Genomic DNA, 15,547 nt, shown 5'->3' on the forward strand with positions numbered 1-15,547 from the left:
TTGCCGGGTCCACAGGGGACTTGCACCCCCAAGTCATCCGGCCAGCACCACCTGTACCGGAACAGCGCCCGTCAAGGCGCTACGCGCCATGCCTGGCGCACAACGGAAAAACCCCGCCGAGGCGGGGTTCACATCATCCGTTCGGGGCGATTAAACCGCCCGCACGAACCGGTTACTTGCTGTTGGCTTCGTCACGCAGCTCGCGCCGCAGGATCTTGCCTACGTTGGTCTTCGGCAGTTCATCGCGGAACACGAAGGATTTGGGGACCTTGTAAGCGGTCAGGCGTTCGCGGCAGAACTCTTTCAGTTCATTTTCAGTAACACCTTCCGCGGTTGCCACCAGGTAGACCTTAACCGCCTCTCCACTCTTGTCATCGGGAACACCGACAGCGGCACACTCAACCACTTTCGGATGACCACTGACCACGTCTTCAATCTCATTGGGGAAGACATTGAAGCCAGACACGATAATCATGTCCTTCTTGCGGTCGACGATGCGGATGTAGCCATCTTCCTGGATAAGGGCAATGTCACCCGTCTGCAGGAAACCGTCGTCAGTGAAAGACTTCTGGGTGTCTTCCGGACGCTGCCAGTATCCGCGCATCACCTGTGGCCCCTTCACACACAATTCGCCGGGCTCGCCAAGAGGCGTTTCGTTGCCGTCGTCGTCGATGGTTTTGATTTCGGTGCCGGGAATCGGCAGGCCAATGGTGCCAAGCTGGATCGCGCTGTTCGGATTGAAGGTGACAACCGGAGAGGTTTCAGTCATGCCGTAACCTTCACTGATTTCACACCCTGTAACACGCTGCCACATCTTCGCGGTGTCGCTGGTCAGCGCCATGCCGCCGGACGACGTCAGTTTCAGGGCACTGAAATCCAGGGCCTTGAATTCTTCGTTGTTGCACAGCGCCACGAACAGCGTGTTCAGCCCCAGGAATGCGGTGAAACGATGGTTTTTGAGCTCTTTCACAAATCCGGGGATGTCACGGGGGTTCGGGATAAGAACGTTGTGGGCGCCAGCTTCAAGCATGATGCCGCAGTTCAGGGTGAACGAGTAGATGTGGTAAAGCGGCAGCGGAGCAATAACCACTTCCGTGCCTTCCTCCACCGAATCTTCCATCATCGGCCGAGCCTGCAGGAGGTTGGCGACCAGATTGCCGTGGGTCAGCATCGCGCCCTTGGCCACACCGGTGGTGCCACCGGTGTACTGCAGAACGGCGATGTCGTCTTTCTTGCACTCCACCGGGGAGAATTTTTCCCTGGCCCCTGCACTGAGCACCGCCGGGAGTTTGTGAGCCTGGGGCAGGCTGAATGCCGGCACCATTTTCTTCAGGTGCTTCACGGCGGCGTTCATCAGCGTACGCTTCAGCGGCGAATGCATGTCGGCAATTTCGGTCACAATGACATGCTCGATGCCGGTATGAGGAAGCACTTTCTCTGCGTTATGGGCCATGTTCGCCAGCACTACAAGCGCCTTGGCACCGGAATCATTGAACTGGTGTTCCATTTCGCGAGTGGTGTACAGCGGGTTGGTATTCACCACGATCAGGCCCGCGCGCATGGCCCCAAACACTACGACAGGGTACTGGGACACGTTGGGCATTTGCACCGCAATCCGGTCGCCCGGCTTGAGGTCGGTCTTGTTCTGCAGCCAGGCGGCAAAATTCCGGCTCTGGGTGTCCAGGTCGCGATAGGTGAGCGTGGCGCCAACGGCGCTGAACGCGGGGCGGTCAGCGTACTTGTTCACGGCCTGATCAAATACGTCAACCATGCTACTGTATTTATCCAGGTCTACGTTCAGGGACACGCCAGCGGGGTATTTGTCCTGATAGAACTGCTCAAAATCCATCACCATCTCCTGTTTGGCATTTGTGCTTATAATGTTTACCAATGTCGTTTTGGTCAAAAAATCAACCAGACAAAAGTATCAGCCTCGAAAAGTCGGGAGAGAATAGCAGTTTTGTGAACGATGAGGTAGTTTTCAAAGCAGAACTGTAGCGGTTGTAGCCACCAACCTAATCACACCAACACTGGAGCCCATCATGAGCGACACTTTGGACACGCTTGAGAACATCACCTACGACGAACTCCAGGAAGGCGACTCCGCAACCTATGTGAAAACACTGACCGAGGACGAACTGGTGTTGTTCGCTGCTGTCTCCGGAGATGTGAACCCGGTCCACCTGGATTCGGAGTTTGCCGCCGACTCCATGTTCCAGGAACGGATTGCCCATGGCATGTGGAGCGGCTCACTGATTTCCGCGGCCCTGGCCACCGTGATGCCGGGCCCCGGCACCATATACCTGGAACAGAGCCTGGCGTTCAAGCGCCCGGTAAAGCTGGACGACACCCTGACGGTGACATTGACAGTACTGGCCAAGGAACGCAAAAACCGCGTAACCCTATCCTGCGATGTCCGCAACCAGAACGATGAGCGGGTGGTGACCGGTGAGGCGAAAGTGATCGCTCCTACCCAAAAGATGTCCCTGAGCAAGCCACAGCTACCAAAAATTACCATAGCGCACTAGCGTATACGGGCCACTGAATTAACCCGGCAGGAAATCGATGGGGAATCGCACCGTCCTGGGTTCCACATCGTCCTGGCCAAAATTGAACAGGCGCACGCGCATGGCAATGCGTTGCTCCAGGCTTTGATTGCCCAGCTCGGAGCTCACCACCTCGCAACGCGATACTGACCCATCCGGTTCGATCACCAATTCCAGCATAACCTTACCTTCCAGCGTCGGGTCCTGACGCAGCTCGCGTCGGTAGAGGGAGTAGAGTGACGTTTTCTGGGCGTCGAACACCTGGCGGATGTTGCTCATGCCCCGCTGCCCCGGTCCGCCGGTGGGCTCCGGCGCAGCTTCTGGTACTGCTTCCTGCGCCACCTCCACGTTTCGAACCTGATGGCCAGCCACTGCCACCTCAGTTTCTGGCGCGGCTTCCCGAGTGACGCCGCCGCTGCCAGCAAGCGCCCTGCCGGGGTCAGTTTCGGCACCGAACAGATCTCCATCGCCGCTTGCGGTCTCGGCATCGACGTTGGCCGCCAGGGTGTCCACGGCGTCCGGCTCTGGAGCCCGCATACTGGCAAGTTGGTCCTGCATTGCCATCAGACCCGACCTGGAGGCGGTTTCACGCGCCTGCTCGACCGTTTGGGAAGGAGCGGGTGTCGGGCGCACAGGCTCGGGTGGGGGCACCTCTTCAGCCAATTCCGGCTCCACCGCTTTGGGTTCTGTACTTTCAGGTTCGGGCTCGGGCTCAGATTCCGGAGCCGGCTCGGGTTCAGGTTCAGGTTCAACCTCAGGCACTGGAATCGGCTTTGGCGCCTCGCGTTGCTCTACCAGTCGCGCCAACTGGGGCGGAATCTTCTCCGCCTCGCTGCGGTCGGGTTCCGGAAGCTGAAACGCCGGAATAAGCAGCGCAGGAGGCAGAAAGACCGCCACCATCACCAACAATGCCAGCACAAAACGGCGGTTTTCTCCCTTTTCCGCGCCCCATGGCAATCCGGATGAAAGGTGTTTGGTCGCGAAATTGTTGGGAGACACCTTTTTGAGAGAAAGGTCCTGACGCTCAGCCATTGCCGACCTCCTTCGCCGACTCAACGGCCAGCCGGACCTGCCGGAAGTCTTCATCGATGCAGGTTTGCATGATCTTTCTCAATAACCGGTAGTCGGTGGCGCGCCCTGCCATTATGGTCACCTCATGACCCTGCTCCGGCACCTGGCCCCTCCGGTTACGCACCCAGGCAAGCTCATCCGCCAGCCCACCGATGGTGCTGTCCCCGGTTTCAATGCCATCCAACCGTGCAACTTCCCGGCCCTGCACGAGAATGGACCGGCCGATTACCTGGACCATCAGGGTTTCGACCGCCTCCTTGTCCGCGGTCGATTGCGGCAGTGGGACATCGGCCGTGTTCTGCATAACCTTTACATCGGACGAGTTCACCATCAGGAAGAACACCAGGATCGTGAAGATGTCCATCAGGGACACCAGATTCAGGCCTCCCGGGCGGTGCATACGGCTGTAGTGGCGCTGGATACGACGGGCACGGCGGGAGGTCTTCATGCACCCTCCCCTTCGACCGATAACGTCCGGTTTTCAGGTGCGTCTGCCAGTGCCACATCCGGGAAAAGCTCTCCCTTCACCACACTGGCCGCAACAACTGCCGGATAGGAGCGGAGCGTATCCATCGCAGTCACCAGAGTCTGATAGTCGATGTCCGGGCTGACCTCCAGAACGATGTCAGTCTTCTCCGGCACCCGCTTCTTGATCTGCTTGAGAGTTTCCCTCAGGCCGTCGAAGTCCTGTTCCCCCTCAATCAACGGCAGGGTCCGGATCACGCCTCTCTCACTGTCCAGCACTTCCAGGCCCTGGGGTATCAACGCCACCACCAGCCGCAGTTCATCAGCCTGTGGCGCCTCACCCGACTCCATCCCGGGAAAGTCGAGCTCAATCATACGAATCTGGCTAAAGACCATGCCCAGCAGCAATACCGGGACTAACACGATCATCAGATTCAGGAATGGCGTGATATCCAGTTCCGGATTACTGACAAGCCTGCGATGTTTTCGTCTCATGCGGCAAACCCTGGCTCAGGCGGATTGGGGGGCGGGCTGCTCGGAGATAATGTTCAGCAGCTTCACCCCAGCCATCTCGAAACTGTCGACGATTTCATTGGTGCGGGTCTGAAGCAGTGCATGAAACATCAACAGGGGAATGGCCGACATCAGCCCGAACGCCGTGGTATTCATGGCAACGGAGATACTTTCCGACAACAGCGACGCCTTCTGGGACGGATCTGCAGCGGCAACTGCCGTAAACGCGGCGATAAGGCCGATGATCGTGCCCAACAAGCCCAGGAGTGTCGCGATGTTGGCCAGGGTTGCCAGGTATTGGGTACGTTTCTCAAGACGGGGCAAGACTTCCATCAACCCCTCTTCCATGGCGTACTCAACATCTTCGCGGGAGTGATTATTCAGTAGCCGACCAATGCCGGCGCTCATGATCGACGCGATGGCACTGTCAGAGCCTGTCGCGGCTTTCATCGCCCGCTGGTAATCCCGCTTCCTCAGCAGCGGCAGTATGCCCTTTTCAAAGGCAAGCCGGTTCCGGCGGCGCACCGAAGCGAGATAGATGAAACGCTCAACGGTAATCGCCAGGCCGATGGCCAGCACAATGGCAATCGGATACATGAAGGGACCACCTTCCTGAAAAAAACGAACAACAGTTTCCAGCATATTCAGACTCCCGGTTCTCTACTGCAGGGAAAGAGTGGAATCCAACAATGGATTCAGGGTTTCACGAAACGTCCGGTGACGCTCAAGGGTCAGCGGGTCCTTGGGTTCGAGCAGTTCCTCGCTTCCGGCATCCAGTTCAGCGCGTGAACGCCGCGGCAAGGTCGGCGGCTGCCAGGGCAGGATATAAAGCACGCCGGGATCATCGTCTCCGGTATGGTGGTTGATTCCCTCCACGCCCAGTGCGACGGTGTTATCCGCGGCCTGAGACACAACCGCTTCCGAGGCATTGGACGCCTCATTGGCAAAGGCCATCACTGGACCAAGCATCAAAATCATGCTGGCAGCCGTCAATCGTCGATAAAGGCGCATTCAGTCCAACCTCCTTTCAAGGTCCGCAATCCACCCGGCCACCTGCTTGTCCTCGGTGCCCGCCAATGAGCGGTAACGGCGGTAATGCGCCAGTGCGCCGTCCAGGTCCAGCAGATACAGCTCTGAGATAACGGCAAGGTTGTAATGCAGTTCGGCGGTAACCGGGGAGTGGCTGAGCCCCGTCTCCAGCACCGTCACCGCCTCCTCAAATCGTCCCTGTTCTCGCAGTAACAATGCCAGGTTGTTGGCCGTGAGCGCGTTGCCCGGGTTCATATCAAAAGCCTCACGGTACCGTTCGAGGGCCTCTTCCTTGCGTCCCTGCTGGTGTGCCTTCCAGGCCTGACGTGCCAGTTCACTGGCCTCGGCGGTGTTGACGACCACCGGCTCCGGCCTGGGCTGGCTGGCGCACCCCGCTAGCAACGCGAGACACCCAGTGAGCAGAACCGCACGTGCTGTTTCAGGCATCATCGTTGACCTCCTCATTCCACGTCATCCAGCGCACCTCCCGGTCGTACCTGCCGGGGAACAGGTCCGCCAGAACTTGCAGGCTGCGTTCCATCCACTCATCAAACCTTCCGTCCGCCAGGCGTTGATGATTCCTTGCGTGCAGGTCAATAGCCTTCTCTTCGAACGGGTAGGCCTCCTCTTCAAGCAACATCCGGTACTGGGTTGCCTCAAGGTCGCTCAGATTCGCCGGCGCTTCTGACGTCATGAGATCCTGCGCCATCACCCGGTACAGCTCTGCCCGACGGAACAGAATTTCCGAACCTGCGCCCTCGCCAATCAGCTTCTCAGCTTGTGAGAGACGCTCCCGCGCAGCCGAGAGGGCCGCTTGTTTGCGCCCCAGGGATTCGGCCAATGGAATCTGTAGCGGAACATCGGCAAACCGCTCGGACTCCTCCGCCCCCAGCACGATGGCTGCCCGCCCAGCCCACGTCAGCGTGTCTTCCGAATGCCACTGGCTGGCGAGCTCTCGCTCTACCAACTCGATTCGATATCGCCGCGGCTCCACATCGTCGAGCACAAGACGCTGGCGCAGGGTCTGACTAAGGATATGGCTCTCGGAATCGGCAGCAGCGGAATCGCGGTTGAGCCACACGACGTAGATGCGATTGCGACGCGCATGGGCCTCTGCCTTGTGATACAGCTCAGCCGCCCTCAGTTGCTGATCCCAGGACGGCGACTCTCCTTCGTCGGCACGCATGATTTCATCCGCCGCGCGCACCCATTGGCCCGATGACTGATAGGCAAACACCAGCTTTTCGCCTACGGTTGGGGTCAGGTCATGCTGAGGGTAATCCGTGCGAAATCGGGTCAGTTCATTAACGGCAGCCTGCCAGCGCTCTGCCTTCAGAAGTGTATTCGCTGCGTCGTAACGGCCCTTGATCGCAATGTCCGACCCCGGAAACGCAGACTCCACACGCTGAAAATGCGCCACGGCGGTGTCAATGCGGCCCTCGCTCGCCGCTTTCTCCCCCTGGTAGTAGATGCTGCTGGCTAGTTGCCGTTTCAGACTGTCGGTATCTTTGGCCCGCCCTTCCTGTAACAGCCCCTCTGAAATCAGTGCCAGTGCTTGACGCCAGGCATTTTCAGCAAGCCCATAAGACGCCATCGCCAGGTTCGCCTCACCGGCTGCGACCCAGGCACTGTAGCGTTCGGCTGGGCTGACCAACGGATGGGCTATGGCAAGCTCGGCAAACCGATGGGCGTCAGCATAACGATGCTCCGCGAGCATTCGGTTGGCGATATCCGCCGTCAGACCAGCCTGACGTTCGTCCTCTGGGAACTCAGCCGCGAAGCGGTCGGCGGCTGCAGCCAGGTCGTCCAGTGTCGCGGGAAGTGAATTGCGATTGTCCAGCGCATCACGCTGAATTACGATGGCAGCCCAGGCGGCATCCGCCGCCCCCGGATACTCTTTTGTCTCATGATCCGTGTCATAAGCCGCACGCTGGTAATGCTTGAAGGCGTCAGTGTGGTCACCTGCCTGCAGGAACGCATCACCGGCCATGCGAAGAACGTCTCCCTTCTGGCCGCTCCGGCCAGCCAACTGACTGTAGTAACCCCCAGCCAACCGGAAAGATGCCACTTGGCGCTCCACTTGCCCCTCTTCGGCCTGATCATAGTGATAGTCCGCCAGTGACCGGCTGAAATTCTGCCAGCGTTCCTGATCCGCTTTCGCGAGTTGCTGGTAACGGGCATCGCCGGCAAATGCCTGGACATACTCAGCCCTGGCGGCCCTTGCGCGATCAGTTTGCCCCGCCATGCGCCAGACATCCACATTCTGGGCCAGAAAGGCCGGTACGGCGTTATGCGCCTGGAAATCGCGAACAAAGGCATTGTTCACCGCCACGCTGTCTTCAAAACGCCGGTTGCTGGCGTAGTAATCTGCCAGCCTGTCGTACAGCAGGTACCCGAAGCCCTTGCCACCCGCATCGGTCAACCAGCTTGCCAGGGATTCAACGCCCCGGTCTTCCGCCGCCATCAGAGCGACAATCCTGAAGGTGTCGTCAACCAGTTCAGCGTCGCTGGCAGGAATGCGGCGAAACCCACTGGTTTCCTCACCGACACCGTCCAGTACCGCCAGGAACGTCTTTGCGGCCCTTGTCCGGCCAGAAGACCCTTGCTTGTACTGGCTCCAGCCCTGCATATATCGGGCCTTGGTTTTCAGGCTATCGGTGCCGTCACTCGAGATCACACGGCTGTACTCGGACTCAGCCTCGGCATAGTCTCCCGCCGAAAACGCTGCCTCGGCAATGCGGAAGCGGGCCTCAGGTACCAGGGAGGACGAAGGATACAGACCAACCAGTTGGCGTAACCGGTCAATAGACTCCTCCGCCTGCCCCGTGTAGGCATGAGCCTTCGCCATCTGGTATAGCAATTCATCAAGCCGGCCCTGGTAGGCGCCCCTGTCGAGAATGGATTCGTAACTTTCCAGCGCCTGCCGGTATACCTGTTGTTCGCGTTCTTCGCTGAAGCTGACGTCCTCGTCAGTCACCTTCTGGATATTGGAAAGTCGGTTAAGTGCATCAATGCGTACTTCAGGTTCATCAGAGTGTTCAAACAATCGCTGGTATCGACGGGCAACTTCTGTTGGCGATATGGCCGGCATCGGTCGGGACTGGAATTCCAGAAAAACCGGGCGCATATCAGCGATGGTTTCGCCGTCGCGACCGAGCTCTACCCGGAAAGATTCCTGTGCCTGGGCACTCGCCGCGAACGCCGTAAACAGCACCGTCAGGGAAATTGACACCACTGGCTTCATTGCTGACCTCGCTCAAGGTTTTCCAGGGCCAGATACTCGTACAGGTGGGCAATCTGCTGCTCGGTCCGATCCAACGCAAACGCCATACGGTGATCCTGCTCTTCGACATAGGCCAGAGCCAGTTCATCCAGTTCCGACTCTGCCCTGCTCAGAAGTGCATCGGCCGTGCGACGAACCGTCCGTATCCGCTCCAGCGCATGGTCGGTGCGTGTCACCAGTTCAGTGAGCTTGCGATCTTTCTTTTTCAATCTTCCATCAAGCCTGCCAACGGACGCTTTCAGATCGGCCAATGTCCTGGCTACACCTTTCAGCGCCTCTTGTTGTGCAGGAGAGATGGTCCGGGCTTTCAGGTTCGCCAACCGCTGCACCAGCTCTTTGATTTCTTCGTTGAAGGGACCGCCATCAACGTTGTGCCCCACAGGCCCCAAACGTTCACTGATGGCCCCCCGAAAAACAGCAAGGCTGTCTTCCCGCTGATTCAGTGTTTGCCTCATCTCCTTCAGTTCAGCCACCCGGTTGACGGCGGCCTGGGCAGCGGGCTGCTCAATGAAACGAATCAGATAGGCAGTACGGGGCTGTGTGAGCGTACGGTTGTCGGCAAGGAACCATTGGGCCTCAGAGTTCCGTGCGTCCAGTACCAGCGCCTGATACGCACCTTTCTGACGGATCTGGTCAGCCAGTTTGCGAAGGGTCACCCGTTCACTTTCATAGGACGCATTTGCTGCCAGATAAGCTTCACCCGCCTGCCCCAGGTAACCGGCGAGGTCGTACCCCCTACCCGTTCCAAGCCAGGCATTGGCCACACCGGGATAGGCCAGTGGGTACTTTTTGGCGCGATGCCAGGACTGCATTGCCGCCCGCTGGTTGCCACTGGCAGAGAGCGCAAGACCGTGAAGGTAGAGGCCATGGGATGTGCTGTAGCTTTCCAGGGAGATTTTCTCCAGGAAGCCGATGGCCTTTTCGTAGTCTCCGTGATCGTAAGCAAGGTAGCCGGCGCGAACCAGTAGTCGGCTTCTGAGTTCCTGGCTGCGTTGGCTGTCGACGTCTTCTTCGGACATGGCCAGAGCCACTCGAAGTGCAACCAGTGCTCGCGATGGATTCCGGTCCTGCCTGCCGTAGTCAGCCGCAATGTTCATGTAACCCAGCGCAGCCCAATAGCCTGGCTCCATGGACGCCAGCACCTTCCCGGCCCGATCGGTATGCCCCGCCTCCCGCTCAATCTCGGCCAATCGATAAAGCGCCTTTTGCCGGTCACTGCCACTGGCCCGCTTCGCAGCAGTTTCAAGGTATTCCCGGGTTTTGTTGTCTCCAGAGTCCGTCGGCAGTTCCGCCAGCAATAGTGCCGCCTGCCCGCGGTAATACTGTCCTTCGATCAGTTCTTTCAGCAGCCGTTCAGCCTCCTGATGACTCCCCGTGACTAACAATGCTTTAGCGCGAACCAGGCGTTCGGCTTCGGTAGTGGCATTCCGGGTATAACGCAATGCTGCAGCCGGTTCATGGGTGTCCAGGGCGAATTGTGCGAGCCCCAAGTGCAACGACGCCAAATCGCTGCCTCCGGACGCCAGCCCCGGGATAAGGGCCGCGGTCAGACTGAGAGCAAACCGTGTGGAGACTTTCCGAAACTTAGCGAGCACGACCATCCTTTCGCCCTATTTCCATTCCTGAAACGAAACCACTGGTTCGTAGTCCGGCGCCGCGGCATCCAGAGACAGCTGTATGCGGGATTCACCGGGCCGCTTCCGAAATTGATGGGTCGCTTCACGGCGAACAAAGCGTTCATTCGCTGAACGTGCCGTCAGAACCGCTTTTAGTTGATGGGCGCCATGAGGCAGGTTACCGATATAGAGCCGCTGGACACCGCCCTGCTTCAGGGAGTCACGTTCCTGGTCGGTATAGAGGTGGGAAGCAACTGGCGTGTCGTTCAGGTACAGTTCCACCGAGTCCAGATCCAGCCCCTCCCGATTCCTGAGTGTCAGGAAAACTGCCACTTGCGTGTCGACTGGGTAGAGTACGTTCTCCTCCAGTTGGTACAACGTCTGGCTGAGGTCCGCCACATCGGCTTTCAGGCGGTCGATCTCCTGGTCCAGCGATTCAGCAAAGGCGCTACGCGTCAAACCGAGCTGAGATGCCACCATCATGACCAAAATGACCGGCCACGCCACCCTGACCTGGCGCCCAACCGTTACTGTTTGCTGCGCTCCGGCGACCATACGCTTCCTGCCTCTAGCAATGCTCTGTAACAAACCGGCAGAAAGAGTAACACTTGGTAACAGGCAAGAACGGTATCCAGATCACCAATTGGAAATCCGAAACCGTCGGATTTTTTGACAGGAGCAAAACGTCGAGGAATCTCCCGTTCACGGGAGATGCACGGAAATTATTCTAATCAACTGATTTATATCCACTATTTTAAACTGGCCCCGGATTTGCTCCGAGAGAAGCGCGGGACAGCCTTCTGGCCACCCCGTTTGATATGCCGAGCTTAGCCGATGCTCTCAACCGCATCGGCTTTTTTTATTTGCTCAGTTGTTTCATGGCCGATTCCAGGCCTTCAATGGTCAACGGATACATGTGGTCATTCACCAGCTGACGGGTCATACCGAGCGACCCACCCATGCCCCAGTAGCTCTCCGGCAATGGATTGATCCACACCACCTTGCGGAAGTGATCGGTAATGCGCTGAAACCACGTTGCGCCCGCTTCCTCGTTCCAGTGTTCGATGGACCCGCCGGGGTGTGACACCTCATAGGGCGCCATGGTGGCATCCCCTACAAAGATCACTTTGTAGTCCGGCGTGTACTTGTGAAGAATGTCCCAGGTGCTCGTTGTTTCGTTCATCCGGCGGATGTTGTTTTTCCACACGCTTTCATAGATGAAATTATGAAAGTAAAAGTACTCCATGTGCTTGAATTCGAGCCGAGCAGCCGAAAAGAGCTCCTCGCAGACCCGCACATGAGGGTCCATGGAGCCACCCACGTCGAAGAAGATCAGGACTTTGACCGCATTGTGCCGCTCGGGAACCATCTTCAAGTCGAGGTACCCGGCATTGCGGGCAGTGGAGCGGATAGTATCGTCCATGTCGAGCTGGTCCGCGGCACCCTGGCGGGCAAACTTACGCAGCCGACGCATGGCCACCTTGATATTGCGAATGCCGAGAGTGACGCTGTCGTCCAGGTCCTTGAACTCCCGTTTTTCCCAAACCTTTACGGCGCGGCCATGACGCCCCTTGTTCTGGCCAATGCGAAAACCTTCCGGGTTGTAACCGTTCGCACCAAAGGGTGAGGTACCACCAGTGCCAATCCACTTGTTGCCGCCCTGATGACGCTCCTTCTGCTCTTCCATGCGTTTCTTGAAGGTATCGATCAGCTCTTCCAGCCCGCCGAGGGAATCGATTTTGGCCTTGTCCTCTTCTGACAGCTGCTTTTCAAATTCTGCGCGCAGCCAATCATCCGGAATCAACGCCTGCATCAGGTCATCGAGGTTTTCTATGCCCTCGAAATAGGCCTGGAACGCCCGGTCGAATTTATCGAAATGGCGCTCGTCCTTGACCAGGCAGACACGAGCCAGGTAGTAAAACTCTTCCATATTCGCAAAGGCGAGCCTGTTCTGCAGAGCTTCAAGCAGGTCGAGGAGTTCGCGCAGACTGGCGGGCACCTTGGCCCGCCGGACTTCGAGAAAGAAATCAATCAACATAGGGTGCTGCTCTTGCTGTATTTCAGCTGCGACGACGGGCCATGAAGGCCAGCTTCTGCAACAGGTGAACATCCTGCTCGTTCTTCACCAGTGCGCCATACAGCGGCGGCAAGGCGGAACTGGTGTCCTTCTCCTGCAACATTTTGGCAGACAGGTCATCCGCCATCAGCAGTTTGAGCCAATCGATCAGTTCTGAAGTGGACGGCTTCTTCTTCAGCCCTGGCACCTTGCGAACGTCGAAGAAAACTTCCAGCGCATCGCGAACCACCTGCTGCTGCAGACCCGGGAAGTGCACGTCCACGATGCTCTTCATGGTGTCGTGATCCGGGAAGCTGATGTAGTGGAAGAAACAACGGCGCAGGAAAGCGTCCGGCAGTTCCTTTTCGTTGTTACTGGTGATCACGATGATAGGCCGATGCTTGGCACGCACAGACTGCTGTGTCTCGTAGACGAAGAATTCCATGCGATCGAGTTCGAGCAGAAGATCGTTCGGGAACTCGATATCCGCCTTGTCGATTTCATCGATCAGTAGTACCACCTGTTCCTCGGATTCGAAGGCTTCCCACAACTTGCCCTTGACGATGTAGTTGCTGATGTCCTTGACCTTCTCGTCACCGAGCTGGGAATCCCGCAGACGGGAGACCGCATCGTATTCGTACAGTCCCTGTTGGGCCTTAGTGGTGGATTTGATGTGCCAGGGAATCAGGCGCAGGCCGAGGGACGCAGCCATTTCTTCGGCCAGGAGGGTTTTACCAGTGCCGGGCTCGCCCTTGATCAGTAGCGGGCGTTGCAGCGTTATGGCTGCGTTGACGGCCATCTGCAGGTCATCAGTCGCAACATATTTCTCGGTACCGGTAAACTTCATGCTGATAGTGTCCTGTTCAATTAACGGTTAAACGTCTGTTTGAAAATAGACTCAGAGTATAGAGAACCGAAGCCGTTCTGATAAGAGCCCTGTTCGATTAACCGCCAACTACCGATCCTTTCCGCCATCCTTATCGTCGTTTTCAGACTCGTCGTCGGTGGGCTCACTATCCTCATCAGTGGCTGGCAAATCGTCGAACTCGGAGAGATCAAAGTCCTCCAGCCCGAATTCGTCTTCACCGTCCTCCACTTCCGCATCAGCAACGGGGATATCGTCCTCGGGCAACGCTTCGTCTTGCTGGAGTTCCGGCACTTCTTCAGGTTCCGGCAATTCTTCCGGTTCGGGTTCTGGTTCCGGCACCGGTTCTGGTTCAGGTATCTCTGCGGGTACGTCTTCAGGCGCCTGTTCAGGTTCGGGTGCGGCGGTAGCCTCTTCCTCCGGCGTTTCCTCTGCGACCAGGGGCGGCTCCTCGTTGTTGCCCTGATCCTGCGCGGATTTTCTGCGCTTGACGAACAGGAATGCCACCCCGGCGACAGCCACCACACCCAAGGTGCCGGCAGCGGCCCATACCCAGAACGGAATGCCGCTCGCCGCCTCCTCAACGGTGGCCGGCGTTTCCGGTTCCGCCTCTTCCTTATCGACAGGCTGCTCCTCAAGCGGCTTCGGTTCTGGCTCTTCAACCTGGCTGATATCGATCGGCCCGGAACTGGACACAGGCGATTCAATTTCGGGAGCGGGTGAGGCCTCTGGCAACTCATCCTCCATCACTGGCGCTTCCTGCGAGGGCTCGTCAGAAACGACTGCCTCAATTGGGGCTTGTTCGCCCTCGGGCTGAATATATCGGGTAACGGTACTGAAGCGTCGGGAGAACGTTTGACCGTCCGCAACAACGCTGAGTTGGTATTCACCGGCATCAGGCAGTCGTGTGATGGTGTCCGTATAGACGCCGTCCTGCGGCGGCTCATCCGGAGACAACACCTTGTTACCGCTGCGCCCGTCCTCTGAGGTTAATGACACACTGACATCGATAACCCCCAGGAAGTCCCGGTTTTCAATTTTTCGGTCTTCCTCAAAGAAGGCCACCTGAAGGGATACTGGTTCGTTTTCCGTGAATGTTGGCGGGACCGGGCTCACCACCATCCGCAGATCGCTGACGACAGTGACCCGACTGCCCTCACCCAACTCGCCGTTGATCGTCCAGTCGCCCGCCTCAGGATCGGTGACGGTAATCAGGTCGTATTCCGTTTCGCGCACCCAACGCATTCCCTCGGTGGCTGAGTCCGGCCCTGCCTTGGTGCCGCCGGGACTGACCAGTTCAAGCGTTCGGTTGGCGGCAGACTCGTCACCAGCGCGAAAAATCAGCGCGGTAAATTCCTCTACGCCACCATCCACCTGAAAGCCATTATCCTCAATGGGAATCTGCTGCTGCGGTACAGCGGTGTTCAGCGCTTCAAGAAAAGCCAGAGTCAGTGCATCAGCGGACGATGCCAGGGCATAGCGGCCCCCGGTGCGTTCCGCAAGGCTCTTCAAAAGAGAAAGATCTGCCTCCTCGGACAATGCGACGGTATGAAGGGTGGCACCACGGCTGCTCAAATCGTCCAGCAATGCCCCCAGAATCCGCTCACGCTCGCGATCATTGGCGCTCTCGTTGTCGGAGATATCCACTTTGCCATCGGTGAGTAGAATGAAGTCCGTATTGTCGAGGCTCTCCGAGCCCAACAGGTAATCATCACTGGCAACCTGAATCGCCTCCCCCAGATTGGTCCGAAGGGCGACCGAATTGATCTCATCTGAGCGTTCGACAGCCAGCCCCCGCCAGTCATCAGCGACTTTGCCATGGGGCACCAGCATGTTGACGTACTGACCAAAGGTCCAGACTCCGGCATTGGCTTGCCGAGGCAGCATACGCGCCAACAGGCGCACAGCCGGGCGGCGCAGGTTGTCCGGATCGTTGGTTTTCATGGAGCCGGAGATGTCGACAATAATTCGGACATCGGCACTGTCGGGTAACTGCAGGGTTGGCGCCTGCTGTGCAAGCGCCGTAATTGGCAGGATGAGGATGACAGCAAACAGGCGGCTTAGAAGTCGCATCAGGGCAGCTCCATGCGAGGTGGTGATCAA

Annotated in this window: 14 protein-coding genes; 1 reads left to right on the forward strand and 13 read right to left on the reverse strand. The window is 57.9% G+C overall.

The annotated features are described in order from the left end of the window. Positions 1 to 172: 172 nt before the first annotated feature. Positions 173 to 1,849, reverse strand: coding sequence for a long-chain fatty acid--CoA ligase (locus AXW11_RS11525; RefSeq protein WP_091641125.1), 1,677 nt, complete (start codon positions 1,847 to 1,849; stop codon positions 173 to 175). A 193-nt stretch (positions 1,850 to 2,042) separates the two neighbouring features. On the opposite strand from AXW11_RS11525, the gene AXW11_RS11530 reads away from it, so the two are divergent. Continuing rightward, positions 2,043 to 2,528 (forward strand): MaoC/PaaZ C-terminal domain-containing protein, encoded by a 486-nt coding sequence (locus AXW11_RS11530; RefSeq protein WP_036205454.1) that lies wholly within the window; start codon positions 2,043 to 2,045, stop codon positions 2,526 to 2,528. A gap of 18 nt (positions 2,529 to 2,546) precedes the next feature. On the opposite strand, the gene AXW11_RS11535 is transcribed toward AXW11_RS11530, so the two are convergent. The 12 genes from AXW11_RS11535 to AXW11_RS11590 form a co-directional block, all read right to left on the reverse strand. Further along, on the reverse strand, positions 2,547 to 3,578 hold the full coding sequence (locus AXW11_RS11535; RefSeq protein ID WP_143071126.1) for an AgmX/PglI C-terminal domain-containing protein: 1,032 nt from the start codon (positions 3,576 to 3,578) through the stop codon (positions 2,547 to 2,549). Continuing rightward, a complete protein-coding gene (locus tag AXW11_RS11540; protein WP_036205453.1) occupies positions 3,571 to 4,065 on the reverse strand; it encodes an ExbD/TolR family protein in 495 nt (164 codons plus the stop codon). Before AXW11_RS11540 ends, AXW11_RS11535 begins: the two co-directional genes overlap by 8 nt. Beyond that, entirely contained in the window at positions 4,062 to 4,577 is a 516-nt protein-coding gene (locus AXW11_RS11545) for an ExbD/TolR family protein (RefSeq protein ID WP_036205451.1), read from the reverse strand. Before AXW11_RS11545 ends, AXW11_RS11540 begins: the two co-directional genes overlap by 4 nt. Positions 4,578 to 4,592: 15 nt before the next feature. Beyond that, the gene (locus tag AXW11_RS11550; RefSeq protein ID WP_036205450.1) at positions 4,593 to 5,237 is read right to left on the reverse strand and encodes a MotA/TolQ/ExbB proton channel family protein; all 645 of its coding nucleotides are present in this window, start codon (positions 5,235 to 5,237) and stop codon (positions 4,593 to 4,595) included. Between the two features lie 18 nt (positions 5,238 to 5,255). Then, positions 5,256 to 5,606, reverse strand: coding sequence for a hypothetical protein (locus AXW11_RS11555; RefSeq protein ID WP_091641130.1), 351 nt, complete (start codon positions 5,604 to 5,606; stop codon positions 5,256 to 5,258). After that, positions 5,607 to 6,074, reverse strand: coding sequence for a tetratricopeptide repeat protein (locus tag AXW11_RS11560; protein WP_091641133.1), 468 nt, complete (start codon positions 6,072 to 6,074; stop codon positions 5,607 to 5,609). Next, positions 6,064 to 8,868: a tetratricopeptide repeat protein gene (locus AXW11_RS11565; protein ID WP_091641136.1), complete on the reverse strand. Its 2,805-nt coding sequence runs from the start codon at positions 8,866 to 8,868 to the stop codon at positions 6,064 to 6,066. Before AXW11_RS11565 ends, AXW11_RS11560 begins: the two co-directional genes overlap by 11 nt. Further along, complete coding sequence (locus tag AXW11_RS11570; RefSeq protein WP_091641139.1) at positions 8,865 to 10,508, reverse strand: tetratricopeptide repeat protein; 1,644 nt, start codon at positions 10,506 to 10,508, stop codon at positions 8,865 to 8,867. Before AXW11_RS11570 ends, AXW11_RS11565 begins: the two co-directional genes overlap by 4 nt. 9 nt (positions 10,509 to 10,517) lie before the next feature. After that, positions 10,518 to 11,006 carry a hypothetical protein gene (locus AXW11_RS11575; protein WP_036205916.1) on the reverse strand — a complete coding sequence of 163 codons (489 nt, stop codon included), beginning with the start codon at positions 11,004 to 11,006 and terminating at the stop codon, positions 10,518 to 10,520. Between the two features lie 376 nt (positions 11,007 to 11,382). Beyond that, entirely contained in the window at positions 11,383 to 12,561 is a 1,179-nt protein-coding gene (locus AXW11_RS11580; protein WP_007152565.1) for a vWA domain-containing protein, read from the reverse strand. A 22-nt stretch (positions 12,562 to 12,583) separates the two neighbouring features. Next, entirely contained in the window at positions 12,584 to 13,426 is an 843-nt protein-coding gene (locus tag AXW11_RS11585; RefSeq protein ID WP_075196100.1) for an AAA family ATPase, read from the reverse strand. Positions 13,427 to 13,534: 108 nt separating this feature from the next. Then, positions 13,535 to 15,517 carry a VWA domain-containing protein gene (locus tag AXW11_RS11590; protein WP_091641145.1) on the reverse strand — a complete coding sequence of 661 codons (1,983 nt, stop codon included), beginning with the start codon at positions 15,515 to 15,517 and terminating at the stop codon, positions 13,535 to 13,537. Between the last annotated feature and the right edge of the window lie 30 nt (positions 15,518 to 15,547).

Source organism: Marinobacter sp. Hex_13 (assembly GCF_001566815.1).
Taxonomy (GTDB): Bacteria; Pseudomonadota; Gammaproteobacteria; order Pseudomonadales; family Oleiphilaceae; genus Marinobacter; species Marinobacter salarius.

Bases quoted from the DNA above. Each gene is read 5' to 3' on its own strand.
- AXW11_RS11535 (WP_143071126.1), bottom strand. From the start codon at position 3,578: ATGGCTGAGCGTCAGGACCTTTCTCTCAAAAAGGTGTCTCCCAACAAT.
- AXW11_RS11590 (WP_091641145.1), bottom strand. From the start codon at position 15,517: ATGCGACTTCTAAGCCGCCTGTTTGCTGTCATCCTCATCCTGCCAATT.
- AXW11_RS11580 (WP_007152565.1), bottom strand. From the start codon at position 12,561: ATGTTGATTGATTTCTTTCTCGAAGTCCGGCGGGCCAAGGTGCCCGCC.
- AXW11_RS11550 (WP_036205450.1), bottom strand. From the start codon at position 5,237: ATGCTGGAAACTGTTGTTCGTTTTTTTCAGGAAGGTGGTCCCTTCATG.
- AXW11_RS11530 (WP_036205454.1), top strand. From the start codon at position 2,043: ATGAGCGACACTTTGGACACGCTTGAGAACATCACCTACGACGAACTC.
- AXW11_RS11560 (WP_091641133.1), bottom strand. From the start codon at position 6,074: ATGATGCCTGAAACAGCACGTGCGGTTCTGCTCACTGGGTGTCTCGCG.
- AXW11_RS11570 (WP_091641139.1), bottom strand. From the start codon at position 10,508: ATGGTCGTGCTCGCTAAGTTTCGGAAAGTCTCCACACGGTTTGCTCTC.
- AXW11_RS11575 (WP_036205916.1), bottom strand. From the start codon at position 11,006: ATGATGGTGGCATCTCAGCTCGGTTTGACGCGTAGCGCCTTTGCTGAA.
- AXW11_RS11545 (WP_036205451.1), bottom strand. From the start codon at position 4,577: ATGAGACGAAAACATCGCAGGCTTGTCAGTAATCCGGAACTGGATATC.
- AXW11_RS11585 (WP_075196100.1), bottom strand. From the start codon at position 13,426: ATGAAGTTTACCGGTACCGAGAAATATGTTGCGACTGATGACCTGCAG.
- AXW11_RS11525 (WP_091641125.1), bottom strand. From the start codon at position 1,849: ATGGATTTTGAGCAGTTCTATCAGGACAAATACCCCGCTGGCGTGTCC.
- AXW11_RS11565 (WP_091641136.1), bottom strand. From the start codon at position 8,868: ATGAAGCCAGTGGTGTCAATTTCCCTGACGGTGCTGTTTACGGCGTTC.
- AXW11_RS11555 (WP_091641130.1), bottom strand. From the start codon at position 5,606: ATGCGCCTTTATCGACGATTGACGGCTGCCAGCATGATTTTGATGCTT.
- AXW11_RS11540 (WP_036205453.1), bottom strand. From the start codon at position 4,065: ATGAAGACCTCCCGCCGTGCCCGTCGTATCCAGCGCCACTACAGCCGT.